The following is a 24,857-nucleotide window of genomic DNA, read 5'->3' on the forward strand; positions in this document are numbered from 1 at the left end:
CTTCGCAGCCTATGACAGATGAGCAGACTGAAGAACTTTCCAAGCTTTTAGAAAAGCCAAAACATATAGTTATTGTTCCGCATAAAAATCCAGATGGTGATGCCATGGGATCTTGTTTGGCACTTTACCACTTTTTACGACCTAATCATAACTGCCATGTTATAGCACCTAATGACTATCCAGATTTTTTAAAGTGGTTGCCAGGAACAAAAGATGTAATCATTTACGAAAACAGGCAGGAAGAAGCAAAGGCCCTTATATATAAGGCCGATATTATTTTCACTTTAGACTTTAATGCGCTTGATAGAATAGGTGGAATGGAAACACCTGTTTCAGAAAGTACGGCAGATAAGGTTATGATAGATCATCACCAGCAACCTGAAGATTATGCCTCAATAACCTATTCTGAAATTGGCATCTCATCTACCTGTGAAATGGTATATAACGCCATTGAAGCCATGAACAAAAAGGATAAAATAAACAGTGAAATAGCAACCTGCCTGTATACGGGCATGATGACGGACACTGGGTCCTTTAGATTCCCATCTACTACTAGCCAAACTCACAGAATTGTTGCCGATTTAATAGACAAAGGGGCAAACCATTCCGATATCCATAATCGAGTTTATGACACAAATTCTTATCATAAACTCCAATTATTAGGAAGAGCTTTAACAAATCTCAAAGTACTGGAAGAGTATAAGACGGCATACATTACCTTAACCCAAGAAGAATTAAATCTTTTCAATTTTAAAAAAGGTGACACTGAAGGTTTTGTCAACTATGGCCTCTCTTTAGAAGGAATTGTATTTGCTGTTATCTTCATTGAAAATTCCCAAGAAAACATTATCAAAATATCCTTACGATCTAAAGGTGATTTTTCTGTTAACGATTTTGCTAGAAACCATTTTGGTGGTGGCGGTCATATAAATGCTGCAGGAGGAAAAAGTGATTTATCCTTAAAAGATACAGTAGCAAAATTTATTAGTATATTGCCCAGCTATAAAAATGCCCTGAATAATGAAAAGTAGCGTTGCAATTATTATACTAGTATTATCGATATTCTCGTGTAAATCTCCTGAAGCACGAAAACCAATTTTGAAAAAGTCTGGAAGTTTTTTAAAGGAATCTGCCGACCGTAATATAGAATTGAACCAGGCTGAAGGAGAAAGAATATTGGAAATACTATCCATCTTACCAGATTCATCGTATCAATCCTCCGAAAGTGGGTTTTGGTACAGATATATTAATAAGGTTGAACAAGATACAATTCAACCAGAATTTGGAGATCTTGTAGAATATAATATGTCCATCCGTAATCTTGATAGTTCCTTGATTTATTCAGAAAAAGAAATGGGATCACGACGGTATGTAATGGACAAAGAGGAATTATTTACAGGTTTGCGTGAAGGCTTAAAGCTTATGAAACCAGAGGAAACCGTAATATTCTATTTTCCATCCCAAAAAGCTTATGGCTATTATGGAGATGAGAGAAGAATTGGTACTAACCAGCCCATAATTTGTGAAGTAACTTTAAACTCAATATTTAAAAATGAAACTGATTAATAAGCGTTTTTTACAAGCCACGATGGGCTTGGGGATGTTGTTTATTTTCTTGGGACTATATTCCTGCAACGACAAATATCCTGATTTAGGAGATGGTCTTTATGCGGAAATTGTAACCAGTAAAGGTACAATGGTTGCCAAATTGTATTTCGACAAAACCCCTGTGACTGTGGCAAACTTTGTAGCATTAGCTGAAGGTGTTCACCCAATGGTGAAGGATGAATATAAAAACAAAAAATACTACGACAGCACAATTTTTCACCGTGTTATAGATAAATTCATGATTCAAGGTGGAGATCCTACCGCTACCGGCTCTGGAGATCCTGGTTACCGTTTTGATGATGAGTTTCACCCTGATTTAAGACATAGTAAACCTGGTATTTTATCTATGGCCAACTCGGGTCCTGGATCTAATGGCAGCCAATTTTTTATAACTGAAGTACCAACCCCACATTTAGACTTTAGACATGCTGTTTTTGGGGAGTTGGTAGAAGGATTAGATGTTTTAGATAGTATTTCTAATGTTAAAACTGCAGAACGAGACAAACCCGTAGAGGATGTAGTTATAGAACATGTAAATATTATCAGAAAAGGTTCTGATGCCCAAAAATTTGATGCTCCAAAAGTATTCCAAGAAGAGCATCAAATGATTGCAAACCGGCAGAAAGCTTTACAAGAAGAATTTGCGGCAAATCAAGAAAAGGAACGTGCAGCTAAAGAAGAGAAAAATAAGGAGGCTGGTCAATCTGTAAGACCTATGTTAGATGATTATTATGCTAAGACTGACTCTACTGCTTCTGGTTTAAGATACTTTATCATTAAAGAAGGTGAAGGTCCTAAACCTAATGCAGGAGCATCAGTAAAACTTAATTATGAAGGTTACTATCCAGATGGACGCCTTTTTGATAGTAATGTTAAGGAAGTTGAAACAAGACATGGCATGTACAATGAAATGAAGGATGAACGTGAAATGTATAGCCCTATGCAAATGTCCTTAACTCCAGACGCTGCAATGATCGCTGGTTTTAAGGAAGCTGTAAATTTGATGAAGGTGGGAGACAAGGGTTATTTCTTTCTTCCTGCACATATAGCTTTCGGTCAAAAGGGAAATGGTGCTATACCGCCTGATCAACCATTAGTTTTTATTATTGAAATGACGGAAATAGTAGAATAAAAAAAGCGGCTTAGGCCGCTTTTTTAATATTACACTACAGGTGTTTCCCTTAATATATTTTGAAGGAATACCCAGAATTTCTTTACTGATTCTATATTGGCTCGCTCATCTGGAGAATGTGCTCCTAAAATCGTTGGTCCGAAACTAATCATATCTAAATTTGGATATAAGTCGGAAATGATTCCACATTCTAAACCTGCATGACATGCAGCTACTCTAGGTTTTTCATGGAACATCTGTTCATAAAGTCCTTCAGCTGTCTTCAATATTTTGGAATGTATATTGGGTGTCCATCCAGGGTAATCACCGGAAAGGTTTACCTCACAGCCAATCAATTCAAATGTGGCCCTTAAAGAATTTGCCAAATCAATCTTAGATGATTCAATCGAAGATCTAGTTAGGCAACTTATATTAATTTCGCCATCAGCCACTTCCACCTTGGCAATATTATTCGAAGTTTCAACCAATCCATCGATATCCGGACTCATTCTATAAACTCCATTCGGAGCAGCATACAAAGCTCTTAACAATCCTTCCTGTACACCTAAATCCATAACATTTTCAACTTCACCAATCTCTTTTATTGAAACTTGTAATTTTGGTTCCATAGAGGAATATTCACTTTTGATATGCTGAATTAGCTGGGCCATTTCTAAACAAAATGCATCCTCATGTATACTATCTATAGCAACAATAGCTGATGCTTCCCTTGGAATGGCATTCCTCAATCCTCCTCCGTGAATTTCATGTATTCTCAAGCCAAAATTTTCAAATCCATCAAACAACAAACGGGTTAAAAGTTTATTAGCATTAGCCAAACCTTTATGAATATCCATTCCAGAATGACCGCCATTCAAGCCTTTAACTGTAATGGAATAATAGGTGTTGTTCTCATTAACAGGTTCTGCTTTGTAACTTCTAGTTGCGGTAACATCAATTCCCCCAGCGCAACCGACACCCAACTCGTCATCTTCTTCTGTATCTAAATTTATAAGTATGGTGCCCTTTAAAACAGACGGGTCCAATCCTTTTGCCCCAGTCATTCCTGTTTCCTCATCAATTGTAAAAAGACATTCAATAGTTGGATGTTCTACATCTGAAGCTTCTAACAGTGCCATCATAGCCGCAACACCTAAACCATTATCAGCACCAAGGGTAGTTCCTCTTGCCCTTACCCAACCATCTTCGATGTACATTTCAATTCCTTGAGTTTCAAAATCAAATACAGTATCATTGTTTTTTTGATGAACCATATCTAAATGAGACTGAAGAATTACCGTTTGTCGGTTATCCATACCCGCAGTAGCCGGTTTTTTAATGATCACGTTTCCAGCTCTGTCAACAATAGTCTCTAAACCGAGATTATTACCGAAAGAAACTATAAATTCCCTAACACGGGTTTCCTTTTTTGAGGCACGAGGTACGGCATTTAGATTAGAAAAGTTTTCCCAAATTGCTGTTGGTTCAAGTTCCCTTACTGCGATATTCATTATGGTTAATTTTTAATGGGCACAAAGGTAATTATTAAGAAACTCATTCAAGAACTATTTTTTATTTTTGATTATGCGCCCTAAACTTAAACTTATTATTGCGTTATCAATACTACCACAAATTTTCTTTGTTAAATTGTTGGGGGCATTTCCTCAATTTATTGAGAAATATTACAGCACAGGAATTTATGTGTTTATTTCAAAATTATTTAGATATCTACTTGGCTGGATTCCATTTTCAATTGGTGATATACTTTACACCCTAACAATAATTTATGCAATCCTATGGCTTATAAAAAAAAGGTGGATGATTATTAGACGTCCTCACCATTGGTTAATTGAAATATTGGTGCCAATTTCAATATTTTATGCGGCCTTTCATTTGCTATGGGCCTTTAATTATTACCGCCCCGCTCTTCACAAGACACTAAATTTAAAAGATGATTATACAAATGAAGAGCTTATTAGTCTTACTCAAAGGTTAATAGATAAATGCAATCAACTTCAACTCCAAATTGCAAGGAATGATACCTTAAGGGTAGACATGATCCATTCTGAAAGTGAGATTCTTGGAATGGTTGATTTGGGATATGATGCTTTGTCAAAAGAATATCCTCATCTTAAATACCATCCTCGAAGTATAAAAAAATCCATTTATAGTATACCACTAACTTACATGGGTTTTTCGGGATATTTAAATCCCTTTACAAACGAAGGACAAATAGATGGTATAATCCCAACTTATAAATATCCCACAACCGCAAGTCATGAAATTGCACATCAATTAGGTTATGCGGCCGAAAATGAAGCTAACTTTATTGGAAGTTTGGCAGCAATACATCATCCAGACATTTACTTTAAATATTCTGGTTATACCTTCGCCCTAAGCCATTGTTTGAATGAAATCTATGTTAGGGACTTTTTAATGTATGAGGCACTGAAAGAATCCATAAATAGAGGAATTCTCAAAAATTACCAGGAGATGTATGAATTCTGGATGTCTTACCAAAACCCGATTGAACCACTTTTTAAATCTTCTTATAATCGCTATCTGAAAGCGAATAATCAATCATTAGGCATGGATAGTTATAATTATGTTGTGGCCCTTTTGGTTAATTATTATGCAAATGAAGAATTTGAATAGTTAAAAAAATGTGAAAATGAAGCTATACGCTCATTAAATTATATTTTTAAAAGCTAATTCAAATTATCCCTTATTATTTATGATTAAACGTATACTATCTGCGATGGTATTCTTACACGCCATTCTTGTTTTTGGCCAAGAATACTTTCCAAAGAATGATGGTGTGGTTACGAGGAACACTAACTACACTGCCCTGACAAACGCAACTTTGTTTGTAACTCCAACAAAAAAAATTGAAAAGGCGACTTTATTGATAAAAGATGGTAAAGTAGTTTCTTCTGGAACCTCGGTTAGTATTCCTGCCAATACTACTGTTATTGATTTAGACGGAAAATATGTGTACCCGTCGTTTATTGATATTTATTCTGATTTTGGCATCGAAAAACCTAAGAGAGCGGCCGGTAGTGGGCGTTCTGCAGAATACGATCCATCAAGGTCTGGTTATTATTGGAATGATCACATTATGCCTGAAAATGTTGGGGTTGAGCACTTTAAATTCGACAATAAAAGTGCCAGTGAACTACATAAGGCCGGTTTCGGTGCTGTAAATACCCACCTTCAAGACGGAATCATTAGAGGTACCGGTGCATTGGTTTCCTTAAATTCGGATGCCGACAACAACACCAATATTCTTGTTTCAGAGTCTGGGCAATACTTATCTTTTTCGAAAAGTGTTGCATCTAGACAGTCCTATCCTTCTTCGCTAATGGGTTCAATGGCATTGATAAGACAGGTTTACTTGGATGCAGATTGGTATTCAAAGGGACTTTCAAAAACACGTGACCTTTCTTTAGAGGCCCTGAATAAAAATAAAAACTTGGTTCAAATATTTGAAGCGGGTAGCAGAATGAATGTTATGAGAGCCGATAAAGTTGGTGATGAATACGGCATCCAATATGTTATTCTTGGTGGGGGTGATGAATATGAACGAATTGATGAAGTTAAAAGCACAAACGCCACCTTAATCATTCCTGTTGATTTCCCCGATGCCTACAATGTGGAAAATCCCTTTTTAGCTTCCGCTTTATCGCTATCAGACTTAAAAGAATGGAATCAACGTCCTGCTAATCCTGGAATTCTTGAGAAAAATGGTATAACCTTCGCACTTACCACTGAAGGTTTAAAGTCTCCAAAAGAATTTTTAGGCAATATTCAAAGAGCCATAGAATATGGCTTATCTGAAACTAGAGCATTAGAAGCTCTAACAACTGTTCCTGCAAAAATATTAGGCAAAGAATCTGTTATAGGCACTTTGAATAATGGTTCTTACGCTAACCTTTTGATTACATCTGGACCGGTATTTGAAAAAGGTTCTACCATCTTTGAGAACTGGGTGCAGGGAGACAGGAATATTTTGGAAGACATGTCTCAAAAAGAGTTGAAGGGAGATTACACCTTTAAGCTGAACGGCAATGATTATACCTTGAATATTGAAGGTTCCGGAACAAAGTTAAAAGGTAAAACAACTTCGGGAGAGAAAGAATTGGGCACTAATATTAGTTATAATGGCGACTGGGCATATGTGACCTTAACAACACCAGACACCACAAAAACTGAATTCATCAGGATCTCATCGAAAATAACTGATTCAGATGATTTAAAAGGCACGGCTCTAATGCCAAATGGAAAGGAATCTGTTGTAACCTTGAAAAAGACACCTTCAGAAGATAAAAAAGGAGGCGACAAAGGGAAAAAGAAAGATTCCGAAATTAAAGAAATTTTGCCCGTAACCTATCCAAACATGGCATATGGTTTTACAGAAATGCCTAAACAAGAAACCATATTGTTCAAAAATGCCACACTTTGGACAAATGAAGAGGATGGAATTTTGGAAAATGCGGATATCCTAATTAAAGATGGTAAGATCTCCAAAATAGGTAACAATCTTAATGCATCAGGCGCCAAAGTTATTGATGCCACTGGCAAGCATATTACTCCTGGTATTATAGATGAACATTCCCACTTGGCGGCGGCTTCCATTAACGAAGGTGGACAAAATAGTTCTGCTGAAGTTTCTATTGAAGATGTTCTGGAGCCAGATGACATAGGTCTTTACAGAGATTTGGCTGGCGGAGTAACGTCAATTCAAATATTACATGGATCTGCTAATCCTATTGGTGGGCGTTCGGCTATTATTAAATTGAAATGGGGGGCTTCAGCAGATGAAATGCTTTATAACAATAGCCCGAAATTTATAAAGTTCGCCTTAGGTGAAAACGTGAAACAATCGAATTGGTCTGGCACAAGATTTCCGCAAACTAGGATGGGTGTAGAACAGGTTTATGTTGATTATTTTACAAGGGCTAAAGAATATGAGGCTCTAAAGAATAGTGGCAAACCATACCGAAAGGATATAGAAATGGAAACCTTGGTGGAGATTTTAAATAAAGAGCGCTTTATTTCTTGTCATTCTTATGTTCAAAGTGAAATTAATATGATGATGAAGGTTGCAGAACAATTCAATTTCAATATTAATACATTTACACACATATTAGAAGGTTATAAAGTTGCTGATAAAATGGCTGAACATGGCGTCGGAGGTTCTACATTTAGCGATTGGTGGGCCTATAAATATGAAGTTAATGATGCCATACCTTTTAACGCTGCCATTATGCATAATGCTGGTGTTGTGGTTGCAATAAACAGTGATGACGCTGAAATGTCTAGACACCTTAATCAAGAGGCGGCTAAAACCATCAAGTATGGTGGAATGTCTGAAGAAGAAGCCTTAAAATTTGTCACTCTCAATCCAGCCAAGTTATTACATATTGATAATCGTGTAGGTAGTTTGAAAACTGGTAAAGATGCAGATATCGTGGTATGGTCCGATCATCCTCTTTCAATTTACGCAAAACCAGAAAAGACAATTATTGAGGGTGTTACCTATTTCGATATTGAGCGTGATGCACAAATGAGGAAAGATATTGAGCAACAAAAGGCTGATATCATTAATGATATGATTCAGGCTAAGAACAAGGGTATGTCTACAAAGCCAATAAAGAAAAAGGAGAAACCAGATATTCATTGCGATTTTGAAGGCAATGTGTTTAACTAAAATTATGGAAAAGATGAAAAAATATATATCAATAATAGTAGTAGCACTGGTTCTTAACAGCTTATCGTTTGCACAACAAACTCCTGCCCAAGCCCAGAAAGGGAAAATAGCGATTACAGGTGCAACGGCACACATAGGAAATGGAGAAGTAATTGAAAATAGCGTAATCGTTTTTGAAAATGGAAAACTTGTTACTGTAGGTAGTTCTGGAGACACTTCAGGAGCAAATGTGATTGATGCCTCAGGAAAGCATGTTTATCCAGGATTTATTGTGCCGAATTCAACTTTAGGTTTGGTGGAAATTGATGCTGTTAAGGCAACTGACGACGATGCGGAAATTGGACAATGGAATCCTAACATTAGAAGTATTATTGCATATAATGCAGAATCTAAAGTGGTTGAATCAATGAGACCTAATGGTGTACTATTAGGCCAAATAACTCCAAGAAGCGGCAGAATTTCAGGTTCCTCTTCAATTGTGCAATTTGATGCATGGAACTGGGAAGACGCAATTATTAAAGCGGACGAAGGTATTCATATGAATTGGCCAAACAGTTTTTCCCGTGGCAGATGGTGGATGGGTGAAGATCCTGGTTTAAAACCAAACTCGGACTATGAAAAACAAGTAATGGAAATTGAAGATTATTTCAATTCTAGCAAGACCTATGGCAAGACAAAAGAATCTGTAATGCATTTACCATATGCAGCCATGGGTGGTTTATTTGATGGTTCCAAAACGCTTTACATTCATGTAAACGATGCCAAGGGTATTACCGATGCCATTACATTTGGTAAAAAAATGAAATTAAATAAAGTGGTATTGGTTGGTGTAAGCCAAGGCAATAAAGTGGCAGACGAAATAAAATCAAGTAACTTTCCTGTATTGGTTCAAAGGATTCATTCTACACCAGATTTAGATGATGATGATTATGACGGTCCTTACAAATTGGCCGCAGACTTAAGCAAAAAAGGTATTTTAGTTGCTCTCGAACCTAGTGGAGATATGGAACGTATGAATTCTAGGAACTTACCATTTTATGCAGGTACTTCCGTGAAATATGGTCTGAGCAAGGAAGATGGCCTTAAATTAATCACAAGCAACCCGGCAAAAATTTTAGGAATAGATGGCATGTATGGTACCTTGGAAGCAGGGAAAAGTGCCACACTTTTTATTTCAGAAGGTGATGCATTAGACATTAGGACTAATATGCTCTCACATGCCTTTATCGATGGCCGTGAAGTTAGTTTAGAAACTCATCAAACAAAATTGTGGCATCGCTATGCCGATAAATACAAAGAGGAATAGTTTATACGATTTATCTAATAATAATAATAAAGCCACGTTTTATCCGTGGCTTTTTTATTGACTATTTTTGCTGAACCATCTAATAACAATATGCATAAACAAATAACGAGCCTTCAAAATCCTTTAGTAAAGGAAATAATCCTCTTAAAGGAAAAATCTAAGGAACGAAGATTGTCTGGTATATTTGTAATTGAAGGCAGACGTGAATTGTCTTTGGCCATCAAGGGAGGTTACACTATTTTAAAATTGTTATATCTACCTGATTTGTTTTCCACAAGTGAGGCAGAATCCCTTGCTAAACATGGAATTGAAGTAATAGAAATTTCAAAAGCGGTGTTCGAAAAAATGGCCCACCGCAGTAGTACCGAAGGTATTATAGCTTTAGGATCATCAAAAGATCATAGTCTAGAAATGCTAAATTTGAAAAATAACACCCCTTTGATTCTAGTAGCAGAAGCACCTGAAAAGCCGGGTAATATTGGAGCTATTTTAAGGACCGCTGATGCGGCCAATTTAGATGCGGTAATAATTGCAAATCCAAAAACAGATCTTTACAATCCCAACATTATTAGATCTAGTATTGGTTGTTTGTTCACTAACAATATTGCAATTGGTACCACTGAAGAAATAATTTCTTACCTCAACAAAAAAAGTATAAAGATTTATTGTGCAGCATTACAAGCTTCCGTCCCTTACTTTACTATCGATTTTCAATCTAGTAGTGCCATAGTAGTTGGTACTGAAGACAAGGGCCTATCCCAAGAATGGAGAGATGCTTCAACTGCCAACATTATTATACCAATGCAGGGTACAATAGACTCTATGAACGTTTCTGTTGCTGGGGGAATTCTTATTTTTGAAGCGAAAAGACAAAGAGGTTTTAAATGACAGCAAATACCTTACTTTATATTATCCTAGGCATAATAATTTTAAAATTTATAATTGATAAAATTATAGATGCAATGAATGCCAAACACTATGGTGATGCATTACCAGAAGAATTGCAAGATGTTTATGACCATAATGAATATTTGAAATCTCAAGATTACAAAAAAGTCAACTACAAGTTTGGCCTAATTATTTCCACCCTTTCATTAATAATTACAATCTTGTTCATTCTGCTAGATGGCTTTGAATATGTGGACAATATTGCAAGATCTATTTCAAATAATCAAATCGTAATCGCCTTGTTATTTTTCGGAATAATCATGTTGGCTAGCGATCTGATTTCCACCCCATTTTCCTATTATAAAACGTTTGTAATTGAAGAGAAATTTGGTTTCAACAAGACGACAAAAAAGACTTTTTTCATTGATAAATTTAAAGGGCTCTTAATGATGGCAGTCATGGGTGGAGGGATTTTAGCTCTTATCGTATGGTTTTACCAACAAACCGGATCGAATTTCTGGTTATATGCTTGGGGCCTAGTAACTGTATTTACAATTTTCATGAATATGTTTTATGCCAAACTCATCGTGCCACTGTTTAACAAACAAACACCTTTAGAGGATGGTAACCTGCGTAATGAAATTTCCAATTATGCCAATTCTGTTGGGTTTAAACTGAAAAATATATTTGTGATAGATGGATCTAAACGCAGCACTAAAGCAAACGCTTATTTTTCTGGTTTTGGCAGTGAAAAACGGGTAACTCTTTACGACACCCTTATTAATGATTTGGAAGAACCTGAAATTGTTTCGGTTTTAGCTCATGAAGTTGGTCATTATAAGCGAAATCATATTATTTTTAATTTAGCCGCTTCAATTCTGCTAACGGGCCTTACCCTTTATATTTTATCCCTTTTTATTTCAAATCCAATATTATCGCAAGCCTTAGGTGTGGAAAACCACAGTTTCCATGTTGCATTGGTAGCATTTGGTTTACTTTATGCACCAATCAGTGAAATTACTGGATTGATCATGAATTATATTTCACGCGTTTTTGAATATCAAGCAGATAACTATGCAAAGGAAACTTATGCGGGAGAACCATTGATCAGTTCCCTCAAAAAACTGTCAAAAAACAATTTGAGTAATTTAACACCACACCCTACGTATGTGTTTATCCATTACTCACACCCGACTTTATTTCAAAGGATAAAAAATCTGAGAAGTTAAGAGGCAATAACCTCTCCATACAAATCAAAATCGGAAGCATCGGTAATTTTCACAGTAGTAAATTCACCCGTCTTTAAATAAGTTTTGGTAGCATCAACCAATACTTCATTATCTACATCAGGTGAATCATACTCCGTTCTGCCCACAAAATAATTACCCTCTTTACGATCAATGACAATTTTAAATTCCTTACCAATTTTCTCTTGATTCAATTCCCAAGAAATCTGAGATTGAATTTCCATTATTTCATCTGCTCTTCTCTGTTTTTCTTCCTCCGGAACATCATCTTCAAGATTATAGGCATGCGTGTTTTCTTCATGACTATAGGTAAAACAACCAAGACGCTCAAAACGCTGATCTTTAACCCACTGTTTGAGAATTTCAAAATCTTGTTGAGTCTCACCAGGATAACCAACAATTAAGGTAGTCCGGATTGCCATATTGGGTACGAGTTCCCTAAATTGCGTAAGTAACTTATTTGTTTTTTCCATTGTGGTGCCACGACGCATACTTTTCAGGATAGGATCAGAAATATGTTGAAGTGGAATATCAATATAATTACAAATCTTGGAATTGTCTCGCATCACATCTAATACATCAAGCGGAAAACCTGTTGGAAATGCATAATGAAGTCGAATCCATTCTATACCTTCAACCTTTATTAATTCTTTAAGCAAATCGGCAAGATTTCGCTTCTTATAAAGGTCCAAACCATAATAGGTAAGATCCTGTGCAATTAAAATCAATTCTTTAACACCTTGGGCTGCTAATTTTTCAGCTTCAATCACTAAATCTTCTATGGGGGTAGATTTGTGTTTACCACGCATTAATGGAATTGCACAAAAACTACAGGGGCGATCGCACCCTTCTGCAATTTTTAGGTAAGCATAATTTTTTGGCGTTGTAGTTAGCCTCTCACCTATCAATTCATGACGGTAATCGGCGCCTAATGCTTTTAATAAGTTTGGCAATTCCGTCGTGCCAAAATATTGGTCTACGTCTGGAATTTCTTTTTGAAGATCAGGCTTATAACGTTCGGATAAGCAACCTGTCACAAAAACCTTATCAACTTCTCCTTCCTCTTTCTTCTGAAGAAATTCTAAAATGGTATTAACACTTTCCTCCTTTGCGTTATTTATAAAACCGCAAGTATTAATAACTACAATATTCCCCTCTTCCTCATGAACAACCTCCTTGCCACTAGCTTTTAGTTGTCCCATCAAGACCTCACTGTCGTATACATTTTTGCTACAACCAAGGGTCACAACATTTATTTTATTCTTTTTTAGGGTTTTAGTGCGCATGATTCTTTTAAAAAAAGGAGTGCAAAGATACAACCTTATTCCTAGTTTCTAACAGAAGTAAGTAATCATTAATAATTCCGAAAATATCTTAAATGAGAATAATGTCTGGCTACTAAATAAATTAATTATAACCTTCTGGCATTTTTCTTTCCTTACTTGCCTGCTCATAAGCAAATGCCCATTCTAATAAAGTCTTTTCAGTTAGTGGTCGAGAAATAAAAGTTAAGCCCTTTGGTTTACCATCATTGTCATACCCCATAGGTACCGTAATTGCAGGATACTCTGCAACTGCAGCAAAACCGGCGTGATAATTATTTATAGATAAAATGCCATCTAAATTGTTTTCCACCATTGCGCCCTCAAGGAATTTTCTCCCATTCATTTTAAGAGTGTCCTTTATCCTCAAAAGATACTCTGCGTCACCACTATCAGCTACAATACCCCTAAACAATCTCTGACCGTAAGGAGCAGATGTTAATGTATCTTTTTCGTTCAAAACTATAACATCTTCAACAGAAGTAATACCTAAATCTTTATTTCCATAGTGTTGCAAATAAAGAGGTAAATCAGCTTTCATATCTAAATTAAGCAGACGTCTAAAATTTGGAAGTCCTATTTCAGGAGCATCATATTCAACAATAACAGCACCTTGCTTTTTTAAGGTTTCAATGGCATTTACATATAGCGTATCCTCCATCAATTTTCTCATCGCACCTAACCGTATTCCTTTTAGAGCCATAGTATCTAAGTTGTTGAAATAGGTTCCATTACCACCTGTTTCAATGGCTTTCGGGTCGGATTTGTCATATCCCAACATAGCGTCCAATAAAATAGCATTATCCCTAACAGTTCGGGTCATTGGACCTGGAGTATCCAATGTACTAGAAATTGGAACAATACCTCCTCTGCTTAGTAAACCTATTGTAGGCTTTAAACCAACTAAAGAATTCTGGCTAGAAGGAGACAAAATTGAACCAGAAGTTTCACTCCCAACCGCACCAACAGCAAAATTAGCTGCAATAGACACTCCACTTCCAGAACTTGAACCACCAGTATCAAAAATTCTTCGGCCGTATGGATTTAAGGTTTGTCCACCAACTGCACTATATCCACTTGGGCAATCACCACAGAAAAAATAGGCCCATTCACTTAGATTTGCCTTTCCTAAAATAACGGCACCATGCTTTAATAATTGATCAACAATGAAGGCATTCTCAGTTGTTTCATTTTTCAAAAGGGCGGTGGCACCGGCAGTAGTTGGTAAGTCCTTTGTGTCTATATTATCCTTTAATAAGATAGGCATACCATAAATTGGATGTTGCCCTGTTCGTTGATAATTTTTATCGCAAGTTTTAGCTAGATCAATCGCATTCGCATTTACAGTAATAACCGAATTAAGTGATTTTTCATTAAGTCGATCTAATTCCCGAATCCTATACAAATAAAATAATGTGAGTTTTTCATAGTTAAGTTTACCCTGAGCAATTTCCTCTTGCAAACTAAGGATATCCTTTTCTAAAATAAGAGGTTTTAAATCTTCATATGCAGTTCCTCCAAAATCATCTAAAATGTCATTAAGAGGCCGCCACATTAATTCCACATCCAAAACTTTGGAATCTAAGACTTTAAACTCCCTGAAATCTGTTTCTAAAGGGACAACAAAATCTACAGCTTTTGGAAAGCGGTCAACAACAATTTTCTCTTTTGGTTCTTCCTTACAGGAAATAACTAAGAGAATTAAAAGAAATAAGGAAAGTTTGTTAATCATATCACTTAAAAAAACTATCTACAAATTCATATTTATTAAAAACCTGGAGGTCTTCCATTTTTTCTCCTACCCCAATATACTTAACCGGTATTTGAAACTGATCGCTGATACCAATTACTACACCTCCTTTGGCTGTACCGTCTAATTTTGTGACCGCAAGTGACGTTACTTCGGTGGCCGCAGTAAACTGCGTAGCCTGTTCAAACGCATTCTGACCTGTTGAACCATCTAGCACCAACAAAACATCGTGTGGTGCGTCAGGAATAACTTTTTGCATTACACGCTTTACCTTCGTAAGTTCATTCATCAAATTTACTTTATTGTGCAAACGACCTGCAGTATCAATAATTACAACGTCCGCATTTTGGTTAACTGCACTTTGAAGTGTATCAAAAGCAACGGAGGCAGGATCACTACCCATTGATTGCTTTACTATTGGCACATCAACTCGATCTGCCCAAACCTGAAGTTGGTCAATTGCTGCGGCACGGAAAGTATCAGCAGCACCAAGCACCACATTAAGCCCTTTTTGCTTAAATTGATAGGCAAGCTTACCGATTGTTGTTGTCTTTCCAACCCCATTTACACCAACAACCATAATTACATAAGGTTTTGTGTCTTTAGGAATGGATATTTCTGAATCTTCTCCACTATTGGTTTCTGAAAGAAGAGCAGCAATTTCTTCACGCAAAATTTTATTTAACTCCGAAGTGCCTAAATATTTATCCCTTGCCACACGTTCCTCAATGCGATCAATAATTTTCAAGGTCGTATTTACCCCAACGTCACTAGTAACAAGGACCTCCTCCAAATTATCCAATACATCCTCATCAACCTTGGATTTCCCTGCGACCGCTTTATTTAATTTTGTAAAAAAAGATGCCTTGGATTTTTCTAATCCTTTGTCTAGACTTTCTTTCTTTTCAGAAGAAAATATATTCTTAAAAAAACTCATATTTATTAATACTTAATGACAATTCCCTTGAAAAAAGAGAATTTCAAAAATAGGCATAAAAAAAACTGCTTTCAAAAGAAAGCAGTTTAATATCTTATATGTAAACAAAAATTACTTTTTGTTTAAAAACTCATCTACAAATTCTGGAGCCATAACAGATTCCACGAACATATAAGCTCCGGATTTTGGAGATTTAACCATTTTTATAGCTTTGGTTAAACGCTTAGATCCTGTTTGAAGGGATGCTACTGATTTCTTTGCCATGACTCAATTATTTAATTTCTTTATGAACAGTCATACGCTTAAGGATTGGGTTGAATTTTTTCAACTCAAGTCTTTCTGGCGTATTCTTTTTGTTTTTCTTAGTTACGTAACGAGAAGTTCCAGGCATTCCTGATTCCTTATGCTCGGTACATTCCATTATTACCTGAATTCTATTACCTTTCTTTGCCATTGTTACCTGCTTATTCGGTTATGGTATATTATTTTAAAAATCCTTTGGATTTCGCTTCTTTTATAGCAGCGGAAATACCAATTTTATTGATTGTCTTTAAGGCGGAAGTAGATACTTTTAAAGTAATCCATTTATCCTCTTCCGGAATATAAAAACGTTTCTTAACAAGATTCGCGTCAAATTTACGCTTAGTCTTATTCATAGCGTGGGAAACATTGTTTCCAACCATCGCTTTTTTCCCGGTAAGTTCACAAACTCTAGACATTGCTCTATAACTTTATTACGTTATTTCAAAAGTGGCTGCAAATTTAGAAAAACTTCCCGATTTCAACAAACCTTATTTATTACTTTTTTGAAATTTCTTTAATCAGCATCTCAAAAGCCTTGTTAACAGCCTTACCAATCACCTTAACACGCTGATTTCCAAAAATATATTTTTCAGTTTTTATACTATCTTTTGAAGCGATAGAAATAAATACTGTGCCAATTTCTGCATCACTTTCACCCTTGGTAGGGCCAGCATTACCTGTTGTAGCTATTGCAAAATCACTTTTAAACTGTTTTAATGCCCCTAAAGCCATTTCTTCGGCAACCTCTTTACTAACAACAGAATATTGTTCGATTGTTTCATTTTTTACCCCAAGCAACCTATGTTTAGATTCTGAAGAATACACAACAACGCCACCTTTAAAATATTCTGAGGCTCCTGGAACGGTAGTAATACGCTCTGCTAAACTACCTCCTGTGCAACTTTCAGCTACAGACAAAGTCTTATCAGCATTTAGTAATAGTTTAGCTATAAACGTTACATCATCCCCCTCATCTTCATAACCAACAAAAATATCTGATACTAACGGTAATAATTTAGCTACCTGCTGATTCAAATTTTTCTCTAACAAAGTCTTATCAGAATTTTTAGCTGATAACCGCAATCTAACCTTTCCTAAATTAGGGAGATATGCTAATTTTATGAAGTTAGGTAACTCTTCTTCAAAACAGTCTAACCTTTCCGCAATTGCACTTTCTCCCAATCCATAAGTCATCAAGGTTTTATGTGCTATAAAGGGTAAATTAAAATTTTCCTGAATTTTTGGAATAACAAATTTGTCAATCAAGGCCTTCATTTCATAGGGCACACCAGGAAGTGACACAATAATATGCCCGTTGTGATTAAACCACATTCCTGGAGCAGTACCAAATTCATTTCTTAGAACCTCACATTTGGAAGGAACCATGGCTTGCTGCCTGTTAAGCTCAGAGATTGGTGTACTAATGTATTTCCTGAAAATTGTTTCAACGTCTCCGAGTACCAACTCATTTAGAACCAACTCATCACCGGTATAGGAACACAATGTTTTTTTTGTGATATCATCCTTGGTAGGGCCTAATCCACCTGTGATAAGGGTTAGTTGGGAAAATTTTCTTGAATTATTAAGAGCTTCAACTATATGATCTTCATCATCTTGGATTGAAGTGATTTGAAAAACAGAAACACCAATTCTATTGAGTGCTTTTGCAATAAATGCAGAATTGGTATCAATAATCTGACCAATCAATATTTCATCACCAATGGTGATAATTTCAGCATTCAAAATATAGTGTATTAGGAAATTTAAAGATCGAAATCCTCTTTGATTTCTTGTTCGGCTTTGGCAACGGCCTCCATAACTTTCTGTAGTGGTCCTGAGACATCTTCTCCGGTTTTCTCAAATTTGCCCCAATCCTGAACCAAGATCAGGTCATCCAATACACCTAATTCAAACAAATCTACCGTAGGTTTCATTTTATGTGCAGCCTGGTAAGCAGTAAAATAATCTTTATCAGCTACTGCTTTTTCCAATCGAGCTGCATCTTCTGGGACTTCTTCTAAAAAAGCCTGAGCTAAAGACATGACGAAATCCTCGTCGTTATCCGCCAATTCTCTTACTCTTGATAATTTATAATGCTCTTCCATTTATTTAACATTTATAGAAAACATCTCTTTATTTTCGAGATATCCCTTCAATTTATCCCCTGCTGAAACCTTGCTAACCCCAGCGGGAGTTCCGGTAAAGATAACATCTCCGATTTTTAAAGTAAAATATTTAGAAACATATTCGATAATCTCATCAATTTGCCACAACATCAAGGATGTATTGGCATCTTGAACTATCTCATCATTTTTTTCTAATCTGAAATTCAAATTTTGCACATCTGGCAAAGAATCTTTGGAAATCCATTTCCCAATAACGGCAGCACCATCAAAAGATTTTGCCTTTTCCCAAGGTAAGCCCTTTTCCTTTAATTTAGATTGTAGGTCTCTTGCCGTGAAATCAATTCCCAATCCTATTTCATCATAATATTTATGGGCAAATTTTTTGTCGATATACTTTCCTACCCTATTTATTCTGACCAAAACTTCCACCTCATGATGCACATCATTTGAAAAGTCTGGAATAAAAAATGGCTGTTTCTTTAAAAGAATTGCGGTATCTGGCTTTAAAAATATAACTGGGTCTGTAGGTCGTTCATTTTTCAATTCCTCTATATGAGCGACATAATTTCTACCGATACAAATAAGTTTCATAACCCTTTTAAAATGAAATTCAACTTAGCTTATTGTTAAAGCCGCGAAGTTTAATTGCCGTTAAAACCTTTTTTGTGTATAAAGGAAAATCAGCATTCAGCAACCATCCAAAATAACCTGGTTCTGCATCTAGAACTTCTGTAACCGTTTTACCTTTATGTTTGCCAAAAGAAAAACATTCCTCCCCTTTTTTATTGAAGACGATAAAGCCTGCAAAATCAGCAAAACGCTTTCTAGCACTAAATTCTGACAGGAACTTAATGTCATTTTCAAGTTCGTCATACCTTTTAACCTGTGCCTTTAAAACCTCATAAGTTGCCAATGTATCTGCCTCTGCACTATGGGCATTGGCTAAATCCTTATCACAATAAAATTTATAGGCAGCCTCTAGAGTTCTTTGCTCCATCTTGTGGAAAATAGTTTGAACATCAACTGCGTGGCAATTACGCATGTCAAAATCCACCTCAGCACGCAACAATTCTTCCGCCAGCAGAGGAATATCAAAACGATTAGAGTTAAATCCGCCTAAATCTGAATCCTTAATAATGCTATGGATTTCCTTGGCTAATTCCTTAAAGGTAGGTTTGTCTGCTACATCTTCATCAGATATACCGTGAATTTTTGTGACTTCAGCCGGAATTGGAATTTCCGGATTTACCAACCACCTTTTAGAAACCTCTTTGCCTTCTGGAAATACCTTTAAAATTGCTATTTCAACAATTCTGTCGGTAGAAATATTAATACCTGTAGTTTCGAGATCGAAAAAACAAATTGGTCTGTTTAATTTTAATTGCATTCTAAAATAAAAAAACCAACCCTACGAAGGGTTGGTCGTTAAGCCTTATTAAATTTTTAAAATTCTCTATCCATTTTCCAGCCTTCTAAATAATCTTTGACGGCTTTAACAAATTGACCACCAAGAGCTCCATTTACTACCCTATGATCATAAGAATGAGATAAAAACATGCGATACCTGATACCAATAAAATCACCTTGGGGAGACTCAACTACAGCAGGCACCTTTCTTATGGCACCCAAGGCAAGAATCCCAACTTGTGGTTGATTAATAATCGGAGTCCCCATAATGCTACCGAATGTTCCAACATTGGTAACCGTATAAGTTCCTCCTTGAATTTCATCTGGTTTTAATTGATTTTGCCTTGCACGGTTGGCCAAATCATTAACCTGTTTGGTAAGTCCAACTAAATTTAATTGGTCCGCATTTTTTATAACTGGTACAATTAAGTTTCCATCAGGCAATGCTGCAGCCATTCCAATATTAATTGCTTTTTTCTTTATAATCTTGTCACCGTCCACAGAAATATTCATCATAGGATAATCTCTCAGTGCTTTTGCAATGGCCTGCAAGAAAATTGGGGTAAAAGTAAGTTTCTCTCCTTCCCTTTTTTCAAATTCGTCTTTTACATTATTACGCCAATTCCAAATATTGGTAACATCAGCCTCAATAAAACTTTGAACGTGCGCAGAGGTATTGATTGACTCCATCATGTGATGTGAAATCAATTTCCCCATGCGTGTCATTTCAATAATTTCATCACCCGCAGAAGAAACGATAGTTTTTTCAACCTTTGGAGATTGTTCTCCATTTGATTGAATCTTAGAAACGGGCTGGGGAGCCTCAACAATTTTTTCAGCAGCTTGCTCAGGTTTTAGAGTAGTATCTTTTACTTCAACTTTAGGTGCGCCGGATTTTGACTCACGTGACTTTAAATACATGAGAATGTCATCCTTTGTAACCCTATCGTCTTTACCAGAACCTGGTATACTGTCCAATTCTTCTTGGCTAATACCTTCCTCCTTAGCAATATTCCTTACCAAAGGTGAATAAAATCGACCCTCAGACATTACAGGTACTGAAGCAATTGCCTTGGCTTGCTCGACTCTACCATTAACTTCATTGACTACTTCCTCAGAAAGCTTATCAACTTCTTCTTCGGCTGTAAAATCCGGCAGATCATCCTCAAAAGATTCTACTTCAGATTCTGTCTCAATAATAGCAATTGTTGCACCGACTTTAACAACTTCATCGGCATCAAATAACTTCTCCACTAAAACTCCTTCCACTTCACTAGGAACCTCACTATCTACCTTGTCCGTAGCGATTTCAAGAATGGGTTCATCAAGCTCAATTTTGTCACCAACATCTTTAAGCCAAGAGGTTATTGTTGCTTCTGCAACACTCTCGCCCATCTTCGGAAGTTTAAGTTCAAATTTTGCCATATCTATATTAAAACAGCTTGTTTTGGGTTTCTCGTTGCAAAATTAATCAATTAATACCGAAATCGTTATTGTTTTAATAATTAAGTGTTTTTTCCTTGGACAACAATCCCTCTAGATTGTGCATTGAAACTACCAATAATATAAGATGTTTTGGAGGGCCAAAACAGAAACCGAGTTTGAGTATTTCCATTATTTCCTTCAACAACTTTAATTATTTCAGTAAAAGTCAAAGTATCTATATCAAAAACATACGTTCTGTCTGATTCAATTTGAAGATTTTTAGGAGAAAGGACCATTTCTGCTTCTGGAAAAATAGTTTGTACCTGACTCAATTCCTTTTTTGAAATAAAAGTCAAATTTAAATTATGATCAAATTCTACGGGCTTCCTTGAAGCCTTGAAATAAGGCAAGACTTTGAAAATGACGCTTGACACCAATGAATAAATCCGATTTAGTTTAAAGTGCTTTTTATGGAATATATGCATGGCCTCATAAAAATGCTTTTTATAGCGAATATCGTTTGTAGTGCTCTCTCCCTTAAAATGAATCGCGGTAGATTCTCCAAAATAAAAGTTTCTTTTACCTAATTGTTCAACCTTATAAGATAGATCGAAGTCCTCCCCATACATAAAATAATCTTCATCAAAACCTCCCACTTCAATGTAAAGTTTGCGCTTAAGGAACATGAAAGCACCGACCAATACTTCAACGTTTCCATTTTGGTCGGAACCAATATTATGCGCATAATAATTACTAGATAAGCCTGCAATCTTTTTAAGTGCACCAAATGGTTTCACAAAATTTCGTTTGCTCTCTGGCAAGAATTGACCTGAACCATCAATTAGTTTACAACCAATAATGCCCATGTTATTATTATCATTATACATTTCCAAAAGATTGTAAAAACTTTTTTCTGATACAATTGTGTCTGGATTAAGAATACATACAAATGCCCCCTTTGCTGCTTTGACTCCAATATTATTTGCCTTTGAAAATCCGAGATTTTGTGATAAAGCAATAAAATTAATCAATGGGTACTTTTCAGAAAGGTAATTAACACTACCGTCATTTGAATTGTTGTCAACAACAATAATTTCTGAGGAAATGGATTCTGTGGCTGCCATAATACTTTGAACACACAGTTCTAGAAAGTGAAGTACATTGTAACTTACTATGACAATTGATAACTTCAAAAAGTGGCAATTAAATTTTGAGTGATGACTCGAAAGGAATACGATTAGTTATGCTTCTACCCAAGGTAATTTCGTCCGTATACTCTAATTCATTTCCCACAGAAATTCCCCTTGCAATGGTTGATGTTACTATTTCCAAATCTTGAATTTGCTTGTATATATAAAAATTGGTAGTATCGCCTTCCATAGTTGACCCTAAAGCAAAAATCACTTCCTTTATTTCTCCTAACTTCAGTTTGGCAACAAGTGTGGGAATATTTAAATCATTGGGACCTATACCATCCATAGGAGATATTTTGCCTCCCAAAATATGGTATAAACCTTTGTAGGAAGATGTATTTTCAATGGCCATAACATCTCTTATATCTTCAACTACACAAACCAATTCACGGTTACGATTTGGATTAGAACAAATTTCACATAACTGTGAATCACTTATATTATGGCAATTTTTACAAAATTTAATTTCGGTTCTAAGGCTTTTCAGGGCATCGGCCAGATCTAGACTTTGTTCCTCGGGTTGTCTTAACAAATGTAACACCAACCTCAAGGCTGTTCGTTTACCAACACCCGGTAACTGAGACATCTCTGAAACTGCTCTTTCCAATAATTTTGAAGAAAATTCCATCGGTGCGAAATTACGATTTTAACCGCAAGAATTGCGGATAGGACAGTAATTTGTATTTTGGCCTTACATATCAAAATATTATGACCGCTCTCCAAATTATCATTCTCATTGCTGTTTATTTCCTAGTCTTAATGACAATTTCCCATTTCACAGGTAAGAATGACAGCAACACAGATTTTTTTAAGGCCTCTAAACAATCTCCATGGTATTTAGTGGCCTTCGGAATGGTGGGCGCTTCTCTTTCGGGTGTTACATTTATTTCAGTTCCTGGCTGGGTTGAAGGATCACAATTCAGCTATTTACAAGTAGTACTGGGGTACTTGGTCGGTTATTTTGTGGTCGCCTTAGTTTTGATGCCAATTTATTATAGATATAATCTTACGTCGATCTATGAATATTTAGGCGAGAGATTCGGTCCTGTAAGTCATAAAACTGGTGCCTTCTTCTTTTTTGTCTCACGTGTTCTCGGGGCATCTTTCCGATTGTTTTTAGTTGCGATTGTTTTACAGCAATTTGTTTTTGACTCATGGAATGTTCCATTTGAAATCACTGTGGTTATTTCAATTTTACTTATTTGGGTTTATACAAACAAAGGTGGAATTAAGACTATAGTTTGGACAGACACACTTCAAACCCTTTTTATGGTGATTGCAGTAATCCTTTCTATATATATGATAAATCGAGAGCTTGGCTGGTCCTTTTCTGAATTTCTAAATTCAGATGAATTGAAGAACTACAGTGACATATTTGTAACTGATAGCTTTTTAAACAGAAACCATTTCATTAAATCGTTTATAGGAGGAATGTTTATTACTATTTGCATGACAGGATTAGACCAAGATATGATGCAAAAAAATCTTACCTGCAAAACTTTAAAGGATGCCCAAACCAATATGATTAGTTTTAGTTTCGTATTGGTGTTTGTTACATTTCTTTTCATGCTTTTAGGCGCCTTATTATATATCTATGCAGGCCAAAATAATATTTCAATTCCTTTGATGGATGGCAGCCCAAAGTCAGATTTATTGTTCCCCGAAATTGCTTTGAATAGTGGCTTGGGAATAACATTAGCAATGACTTTTATGCTCGGTTTAATTGCTGCAGCTTATAGTAGCGCTGACAGTGCACTTACATCCCTAACAACTTCCTTTTGTATTGATTTCTTGGATATTGAGAGAAAGGATTTATCCAAGCAAAAAGGCTTGAGAAAAAGGGTTCACATTGCAATGAGTGTCGTATTGGTTATAGTTATTATAATATTTAAATATGTCTTAAGTAGAAACGTGATAGACAGTTTACTCGTAGTGGCAGGTTATACTTATGGGCCTCTACTTGGGCTATTTGCCTTTGGAATCATTTCCAAAAGAAAAGTAAAGGACAAATGGGTTTGGGTCGTTGCTGTTTTCTCGGTAGTTATTTCAGCAATACTGGGTTCAATTAAACCTGAAAATTTAGGCGGTTATGTTATCGGTTACGAATTGTTGCCTATAAATGGTTTATTAACTTATCTCGGTTTAGTATTGATCAGTAGAAAGCAAAACGAGCGTACAAGCTGATTCAAATGCTATTCCATTCCCATCTAAGATTCTAAAGAATTCTGGATTTTCAGCCCCTGGATTAAAAATAATTCGCTTAGGTTTTAGCCCAATTAAATAATCATAAAATTGTTTTTGGCGCTGCGCATTCATATACATTGTAATTGTATCAATGCCGGAATATTGAATTAATTCAGTATCAATCTCAACACCACTTACAGTGCCTTTTCTTAAACCAAAAGCCACAACGTTGTGACCTGAACTTACCAATCTTGTAATTGCAAAATTTGAGTATCTATGGGGCTTCACGGATGCACCGAAGACTAAAGTTTTCTTTTTCAAAATGTTAAAATAATGTTAA

General features: G+C 35.9%; 24 protein-coding genes. 9 read left to right on the plus strand and 15 right to left on the minus strand.

Going from position 1 to position 24,857, the window contains the following annotated elements:
- The first annotated feature begins 11 nt into the window (after nucleotides 1-11).
- Genes ISU00_RS01020 through ISU00_RS01030 form a run of 3 tightly spaced genes read left to right on the plus strand, consistent with a single transcriptional unit; the run spans nucleotide 12 to nucleotide 2,740 of the window.
- Complete coding sequence (locus ISU00_RS01020) at nucleotides 12-1,031, plus strand: DHH family phosphoesterase (RefSeq protein ID WP_228852184.1); 1,020 nt, start codon at nucleotides 12-14, stop codon at nucleotides 1,029-1,031.
- The gene (gldI, locus tag ISU00_RS01025; protein WP_228852185.1) at nucleotides 1,021-1,566 is read left to right on the plus strand and encodes a gliding motility-associated peptidyl-prolyl isomerase GldI; all 546 of its coding nucleotides are present in this window, start codon (nucleotides 1,021-1,023) and stop codon (nucleotides 1,564-1,566) included. The genes ISU00_RS01020 and gldI overlap by 11 nt, the downstream gene beginning before the upstream one ends.
- Nucleotides 1,553-2,740: a peptidylprolyl isomerase gene (locus ISU00_RS01030; protein WP_228852186.1), complete on the plus strand. Its 1,188-nt coding sequence runs from the start codon at nucleotides 1,553-1,555 to the stop codon at nucleotides 2,738-2,740. The genes gldI and ISU00_RS01030 overlap by 14 nt, the downstream gene beginning before the upstream one ends.
- A gap of 29 nt (nucleotides 2,741-2,769) precedes the next feature.
- Here the strand turns inward: ISU00_RS01030 and ISU00_RS01035 are convergent, their stop codons facing one another.
- Nucleotides 2,770-4,230: an aminoacyl-histidine dipeptidase gene (locus ISU00_RS01035; RefSeq protein ID WP_228852187.1), complete on the minus strand. Its 1,461-nt coding sequence runs from the start codon at nucleotides 4,228-4,230 to the stop codon at nucleotides 2,770-2,772.
- A 73-nt stretch (nucleotides 4,231-4,303) separates the two neighbouring features.
- Between ISU00_RS01035 and ISU00_RS01040 the strand changes: the two genes are divergently transcribed.
- The 5 genes from ISU00_RS01040 to ISU00_RS01060 all read left to right on the plus strand — a co-directional run bounded on the left by ISU00_RS01040 (nucleotide 4,304) and on the right by ISU00_RS01060 (nucleotide 11,852).
- Complete coding sequence (locus tag ISU00_RS01040) at nucleotides 4,304-5,374, plus strand: DUF3810 domain-containing protein (RefSeq protein ID WP_228852188.1); 1,071 nt, start codon at nucleotides 4,304-4,306, stop codon at nucleotides 5,372-5,374.
- Between the two features lie 79 nt (nucleotides 5,375-5,453).
- Nucleotides 5,454-8,429: an amidohydrolase family protein gene (locus tag ISU00_RS01045; protein WP_228852189.1), complete on the plus strand. Its 2,976-nt coding sequence runs from the start codon at nucleotides 5,454-5,456 to the stop codon at nucleotides 8,427-8,429.
- A 13-nt stretch (nucleotides 8,430-8,442) separates the two neighbouring features.
- Nucleotides 8,443-9,735 carry an amidohydrolase family protein gene (locus ISU00_RS01050; protein ID WP_228852190.1) on the plus strand — a complete coding sequence of 431 codons (1,293 nt, stop codon included), beginning with the start codon at nucleotides 8,443-8,445 and terminating at the stop codon, nucleotides 9,733-9,735.
- 90 nt (nucleotides 9,736-9,825) lie between these two features.
- On the plus strand, nucleotides 9,826-10,623 hold the full coding sequence (locus ISU00_RS01055) for a TrmH family RNA methyltransferase (protein WP_228852191.1): 798 nt from the start codon (nucleotides 9,826-9,828) through the stop codon (nucleotides 10,621-10,623).
- Complete coding sequence (locus ISU00_RS01060; protein ID WP_228852192.1) at nucleotides 10,620-11,852, plus strand: M48 family metallopeptidase; 1,233 nt, start codon at nucleotides 10,620-10,622, stop codon at nucleotides 11,850-11,852. Before ISU00_RS01055 ends, ISU00_RS01060 begins: the two co-directional genes overlap by 4 nt.
- Here the strand turns inward: ISU00_RS01060 and rimO are convergent.
- The 13 genes from rimO to recR all read right to left on the minus strand — a co-directional run bounded on the left by rimO (nucleotide 11,849) and on the right by recR (nucleotide 22,961).
- Nucleotides 11,849-13,156, minus strand: a complete 1,308-nt coding sequence (gene rimO / locus ISU00_RS01065) for a 30S ribosomal protein S12 methylthiotransferase RimO (RefSeq protein ID WP_228852193.1) — start codon at nucleotides 13,154-13,156, stop codon at nucleotides 11,849-11,851. The two genes, ISU00_RS01060 and rimO, sit on opposite strands and share 4 nt — an antisense overlap.
- Before the next feature lie 121 nt (nucleotides 13,157-13,277).
- Complete coding sequence (locus ISU00_RS01070; RefSeq protein ID WP_228852194.1) at nucleotides 13,278-14,924, minus strand: amidase family protein; 1,647 nt, start codon at nucleotides 14,922-14,924, stop codon at nucleotides 13,278-13,280.
- A 1-nt stretch (nucleotide 14,925) separates the two neighbouring features.
- Nucleotides 14,926-15,879 carry a signal recognition particle-docking protein FtsY gene (gene ftsY / locus ISU00_RS01075; RefSeq protein WP_228852195.1) on the minus strand — a complete coding sequence of 318 codons (954 nt, stop codon included), beginning with the start codon at nucleotides 15,877-15,879 and terminating at the stop codon, nucleotides 14,926-14,928.
- A 111-nt stretch (nucleotides 15,880-15,990) separates the two neighbouring features.
- The gene (locus ISU00_RS01080; RefSeq protein ID WP_228852196.1) at nucleotides 15,991-16,143 is read right to left on the minus strand and encodes a DUF4295 domain-containing protein; all 153 of its coding nucleotides are present in this window, start codon (nucleotides 16,141-16,143) and stop codon (nucleotides 15,991-15,993) included.
- Nucleotides 16,144-16,150: 7 nt separating this feature from the next.
- Nucleotides 16,151-16,333: a 50S ribosomal protein L33 gene (rpmG, locus tag ISU00_RS01085; protein WP_228852197.1), complete on the minus strand. Its 183-nt coding sequence runs from the start codon at nucleotides 16,331-16,333 to the stop codon at nucleotides 16,151-16,153.
- Nucleotides 16,334-16,361: 28 nt separating this feature from the next.
- Complete coding sequence (gene rpmB / locus ISU00_RS01090; RefSeq protein WP_228852198.1) at nucleotides 16,362-16,598, minus strand: 50S ribosomal protein L28; 237 nt, start codon at nucleotides 16,596-16,598, stop codon at nucleotides 16,362-16,364.
- Nucleotides 16,599-16,677: 79 nt separating this feature from the next.
- Nucleotides 16,678-17,925, minus strand: a complete 1,248-nt coding sequence (locus ISU00_RS01095; RefSeq protein WP_228852199.1) for a competence/damage-inducible protein A — start codon at nucleotides 17,923-17,925, stop codon at nucleotides 16,678-16,680.
- 20 nt (nucleotides 17,926-17,945) lie between these two features.
- A complete protein-coding gene (locus tag ISU00_RS01100) occupies nucleotides 17,946-18,287 on the minus strand; it encodes an Hpt domain-containing protein (RefSeq protein ID WP_228852200.1) in 342 nt (113 codons plus the stop codon).
- A complete protein-coding gene (locus ISU00_RS01105) occupies nucleotides 18,288-18,899 on the minus strand; it encodes a fumarylacetoacetate hydrolase family protein (protein WP_228852201.1) in 612 nt (203 codons plus the stop codon).
- Nucleotides 18,900-18,918: 19 nt separating this feature from the next.
- A complete protein-coding gene (locus ISU00_RS01110; protein ID WP_228852202.1) occupies nucleotides 18,919-19,695 on the minus strand; it encodes a 3'-5' exonuclease in 777 nt (258 codons plus the stop codon).
- 56 nt (nucleotides 19,696-19,751) lie between these two features.
- Nucleotides 19,752-21,140: a dihydrolipoamide acetyltransferase family protein gene (locus ISU00_RS01115; protein ID WP_228852203.1), complete on the minus strand. Its 1,389-nt coding sequence runs from the start codon at nucleotides 21,138-21,140 to the stop codon at nucleotides 19,752-19,754.
- A gap of 80 nt (nucleotides 21,141-21,220) precedes the next feature.
- Nucleotides 21,221-22,333 carry a glycosyltransferase family 2 protein gene (locus ISU00_RS01120; protein WP_228852204.1) on the minus strand — a complete coding sequence of 371 codons (1,113 nt, stop codon included), beginning with the start codon at nucleotides 22,331-22,333 and terminating at the stop codon, nucleotides 21,221-21,223.
- 10 nt (nucleotides 22,334-22,343) lie between these two features.
- Entirely contained in the window at nucleotides 22,344-22,961 is a 618-nt protein-coding gene (gene recR, locus ISU00_RS01125; protein WP_228852205.1) for a recombination mediator RecR, read from the minus strand.
- 80 nt (nucleotides 22,962-23,041) lie between these two features.
- On the opposite strand from recR, the gene ISU00_RS01130 reads away from it, so the two are divergent.
- Nucleotides 23,042-24,517 (plus strand): sodium:solute symporter, encoded by a 1,476-nt coding sequence (locus ISU00_RS01130; protein ID WP_228852206.1) that lies wholly within the window; start codon nucleotides 23,042-23,044, stop codon nucleotides 24,515-24,517.
- Here ISU00_RS01130 and ISU00_RS01135 read toward each other — a convergent pair.
- The gene (locus ISU00_RS01135) at nucleotides 24,476-24,838 is read right to left on the minus strand and encodes a CoA-binding protein (RefSeq protein ID WP_228852207.1); all 363 of its coding nucleotides are present in this window, start codon (nucleotides 24,836-24,838) and stop codon (nucleotides 24,476-24,478) included. The two genes, ISU00_RS01130 and ISU00_RS01135, sit on opposite strands and share 42 nt — an antisense overlap.
- Between the last annotated feature and the right edge of the window lie 19 nt (nucleotides 24,839-24,857).

Origin of the sequence: Aegicerativicinus sediminis, assembly GCF_015476115.1 — a bacterium.
GTDB classification, from domain to species: Bacteria; Bacteroidota; Bacteroidia; order Flavobacteriales; family Flavobacteriaceae; genus Aegicerativicinus; species Aegicerativicinus sediminis.

What these genes read in the sequence shown, in the direction of transcription:
- ISU00_RS01130 (WP_228852206.1), top strand. Translation starts at nt 23,042, where the DNA reads ATGACCGCTCTCCAAATTATCATTCTCATTGCTGTTTATTTCCTAGTC.
- ISU00_RS01040 (WP_228852188.1), top strand. Translation starts at nt 4,304, where the DNA reads ATGCGCCCTAAACTTAAACTTATTATTGCGTTATCAATACTACCACAA.
- ISU00_RS01045 (WP_228852189.1), top strand. Translation starts at nt 5,454, where the DNA reads ATGATTAAACGTATACTATCTGCGATGGTATTCTTACACGCCATTCTT.
- ISU00_RS01035 (WP_228852187.1), bottom strand. Translation starts at nt 4,230, where the DNA reads ATGAATATCGCAGTAAGGGAACTTGAACCAACAGCAATTTGGGAAAAC.
- rimO (WP_228852193.1), bottom strand. Translation starts at nt 13,156, where the DNA reads ATGCGCACTAAAACCCTAAAAAAGAATAAAATAAATGTTGTGACCCTT.
- ISU00_RS01060 (WP_228852192.1), top strand. Translation starts at nt 10,620, where the DNA reads ATGACAGCAAATACCTTACTTTATATTATCCTAGGCATAATAATTTTA.
- ISU00_RS01110 (WP_228852202.1), bottom strand. Translation starts at nt 19,695, where the DNA reads ATGCAATTAAAATTAAACAGACCAATTTGTTTTTTCGATCTCGAAACT.
- rpmB (WP_228852198.1), bottom strand. Translation starts at nt 16,598, where the DNA reads ATGTCTAGAGTTTGTGAACTTACCGGGAAAAAAGCGATGGTTGGAAAC.
- ISU00_RS01020 (WP_228852184.1), top strand. Translation starts at nt 12, where the DNA reads ATGACAGATGAGCAGACTGAAGAACTTTCCAAGCTTTTAGAAAAGCCA.
- rpmG (WP_228852197.1), bottom strand. Translation starts at nt 16,333, where the DNA reads ATGGCAAAGAAAGGTAATAGAATTCAGGTAATAATGGAATGTACCGAG.
- ISU00_RS01050 (WP_228852190.1), top strand. Translation starts at nt 8,443, where the DNA reads ATGAAAAAATATATATCAATAATAGTAGTAGCACTGGTTCTTAACAGC.
- ISU00_RS01115 (WP_228852203.1), bottom strand. Translation starts at nt 21,140, where the DNA reads ATGGCAAAATTTGAACTTAAACTTCCGAAGATGGGCGAGAGTGTTGCA.
- ftsY (WP_228852195.1), bottom strand. Translation starts at nt 15,879, where the DNA reads ATGAGTTTTTTTAAGAATATATTTTCTTCTGAAAAGAAAGAAAGTCTA.
- ISU00_RS01055 (WP_228852191.1), top strand. Translation starts at nt 9,826, where the DNA reads ATGCATAAACAAATAACGAGCCTTCAAAATCCTTTAGTAAAGGAAATA.
- recR (WP_228852205.1), bottom strand. Translation starts at nt 22,961, where the DNA reads ATGGAATTTTCTTCAAAATTATTGGAAAGAGCAGTTTCAGAGATGTCT.
- ISU00_RS01030 (WP_228852186.1), top strand. Translation starts at nt 1,553, where the DNA reads ATGAAACTGATTAATAAGCGTTTTTTACAAGCCACGATGGGCTTGGGG.
- ISU00_RS01070 (WP_228852194.1), bottom strand. Translation starts at nt 14,924, where the DNA reads ATGATTAACAAACTTTCCTTATTTCTTTTAATTCTCTTAGTTATTTCC.
- gldI (WP_228852185.1), top strand. Translation starts at nt 1,021, where the DNA reads ATGAAAAGTAGCGTTGCAATTATTATACTAGTATTATCGATATTCTCG.
- ISU00_RS01100 (WP_228852200.1), bottom strand. Translation starts at nt 18,287, where the DNA reads ATGGAAGAGCATTATAAATTATCAAGAGTAAGAGAATTGGCGGATAAC.
- ISU00_RS01105 (WP_228852201.1), bottom strand. Translation starts at nt 18,899, where the DNA reads ATGAAACTTATTTGTATCGGTAGAAATTATGTCGCTCATATAGAGGAA.
- ISU00_RS01080 (WP_228852196.1), bottom strand. Translation starts at nt 16,143, where the DNA reads ATGGCAAAGAAATCAGTAGCATCCCTTCAAACAGGATCTAAGCGTTTA.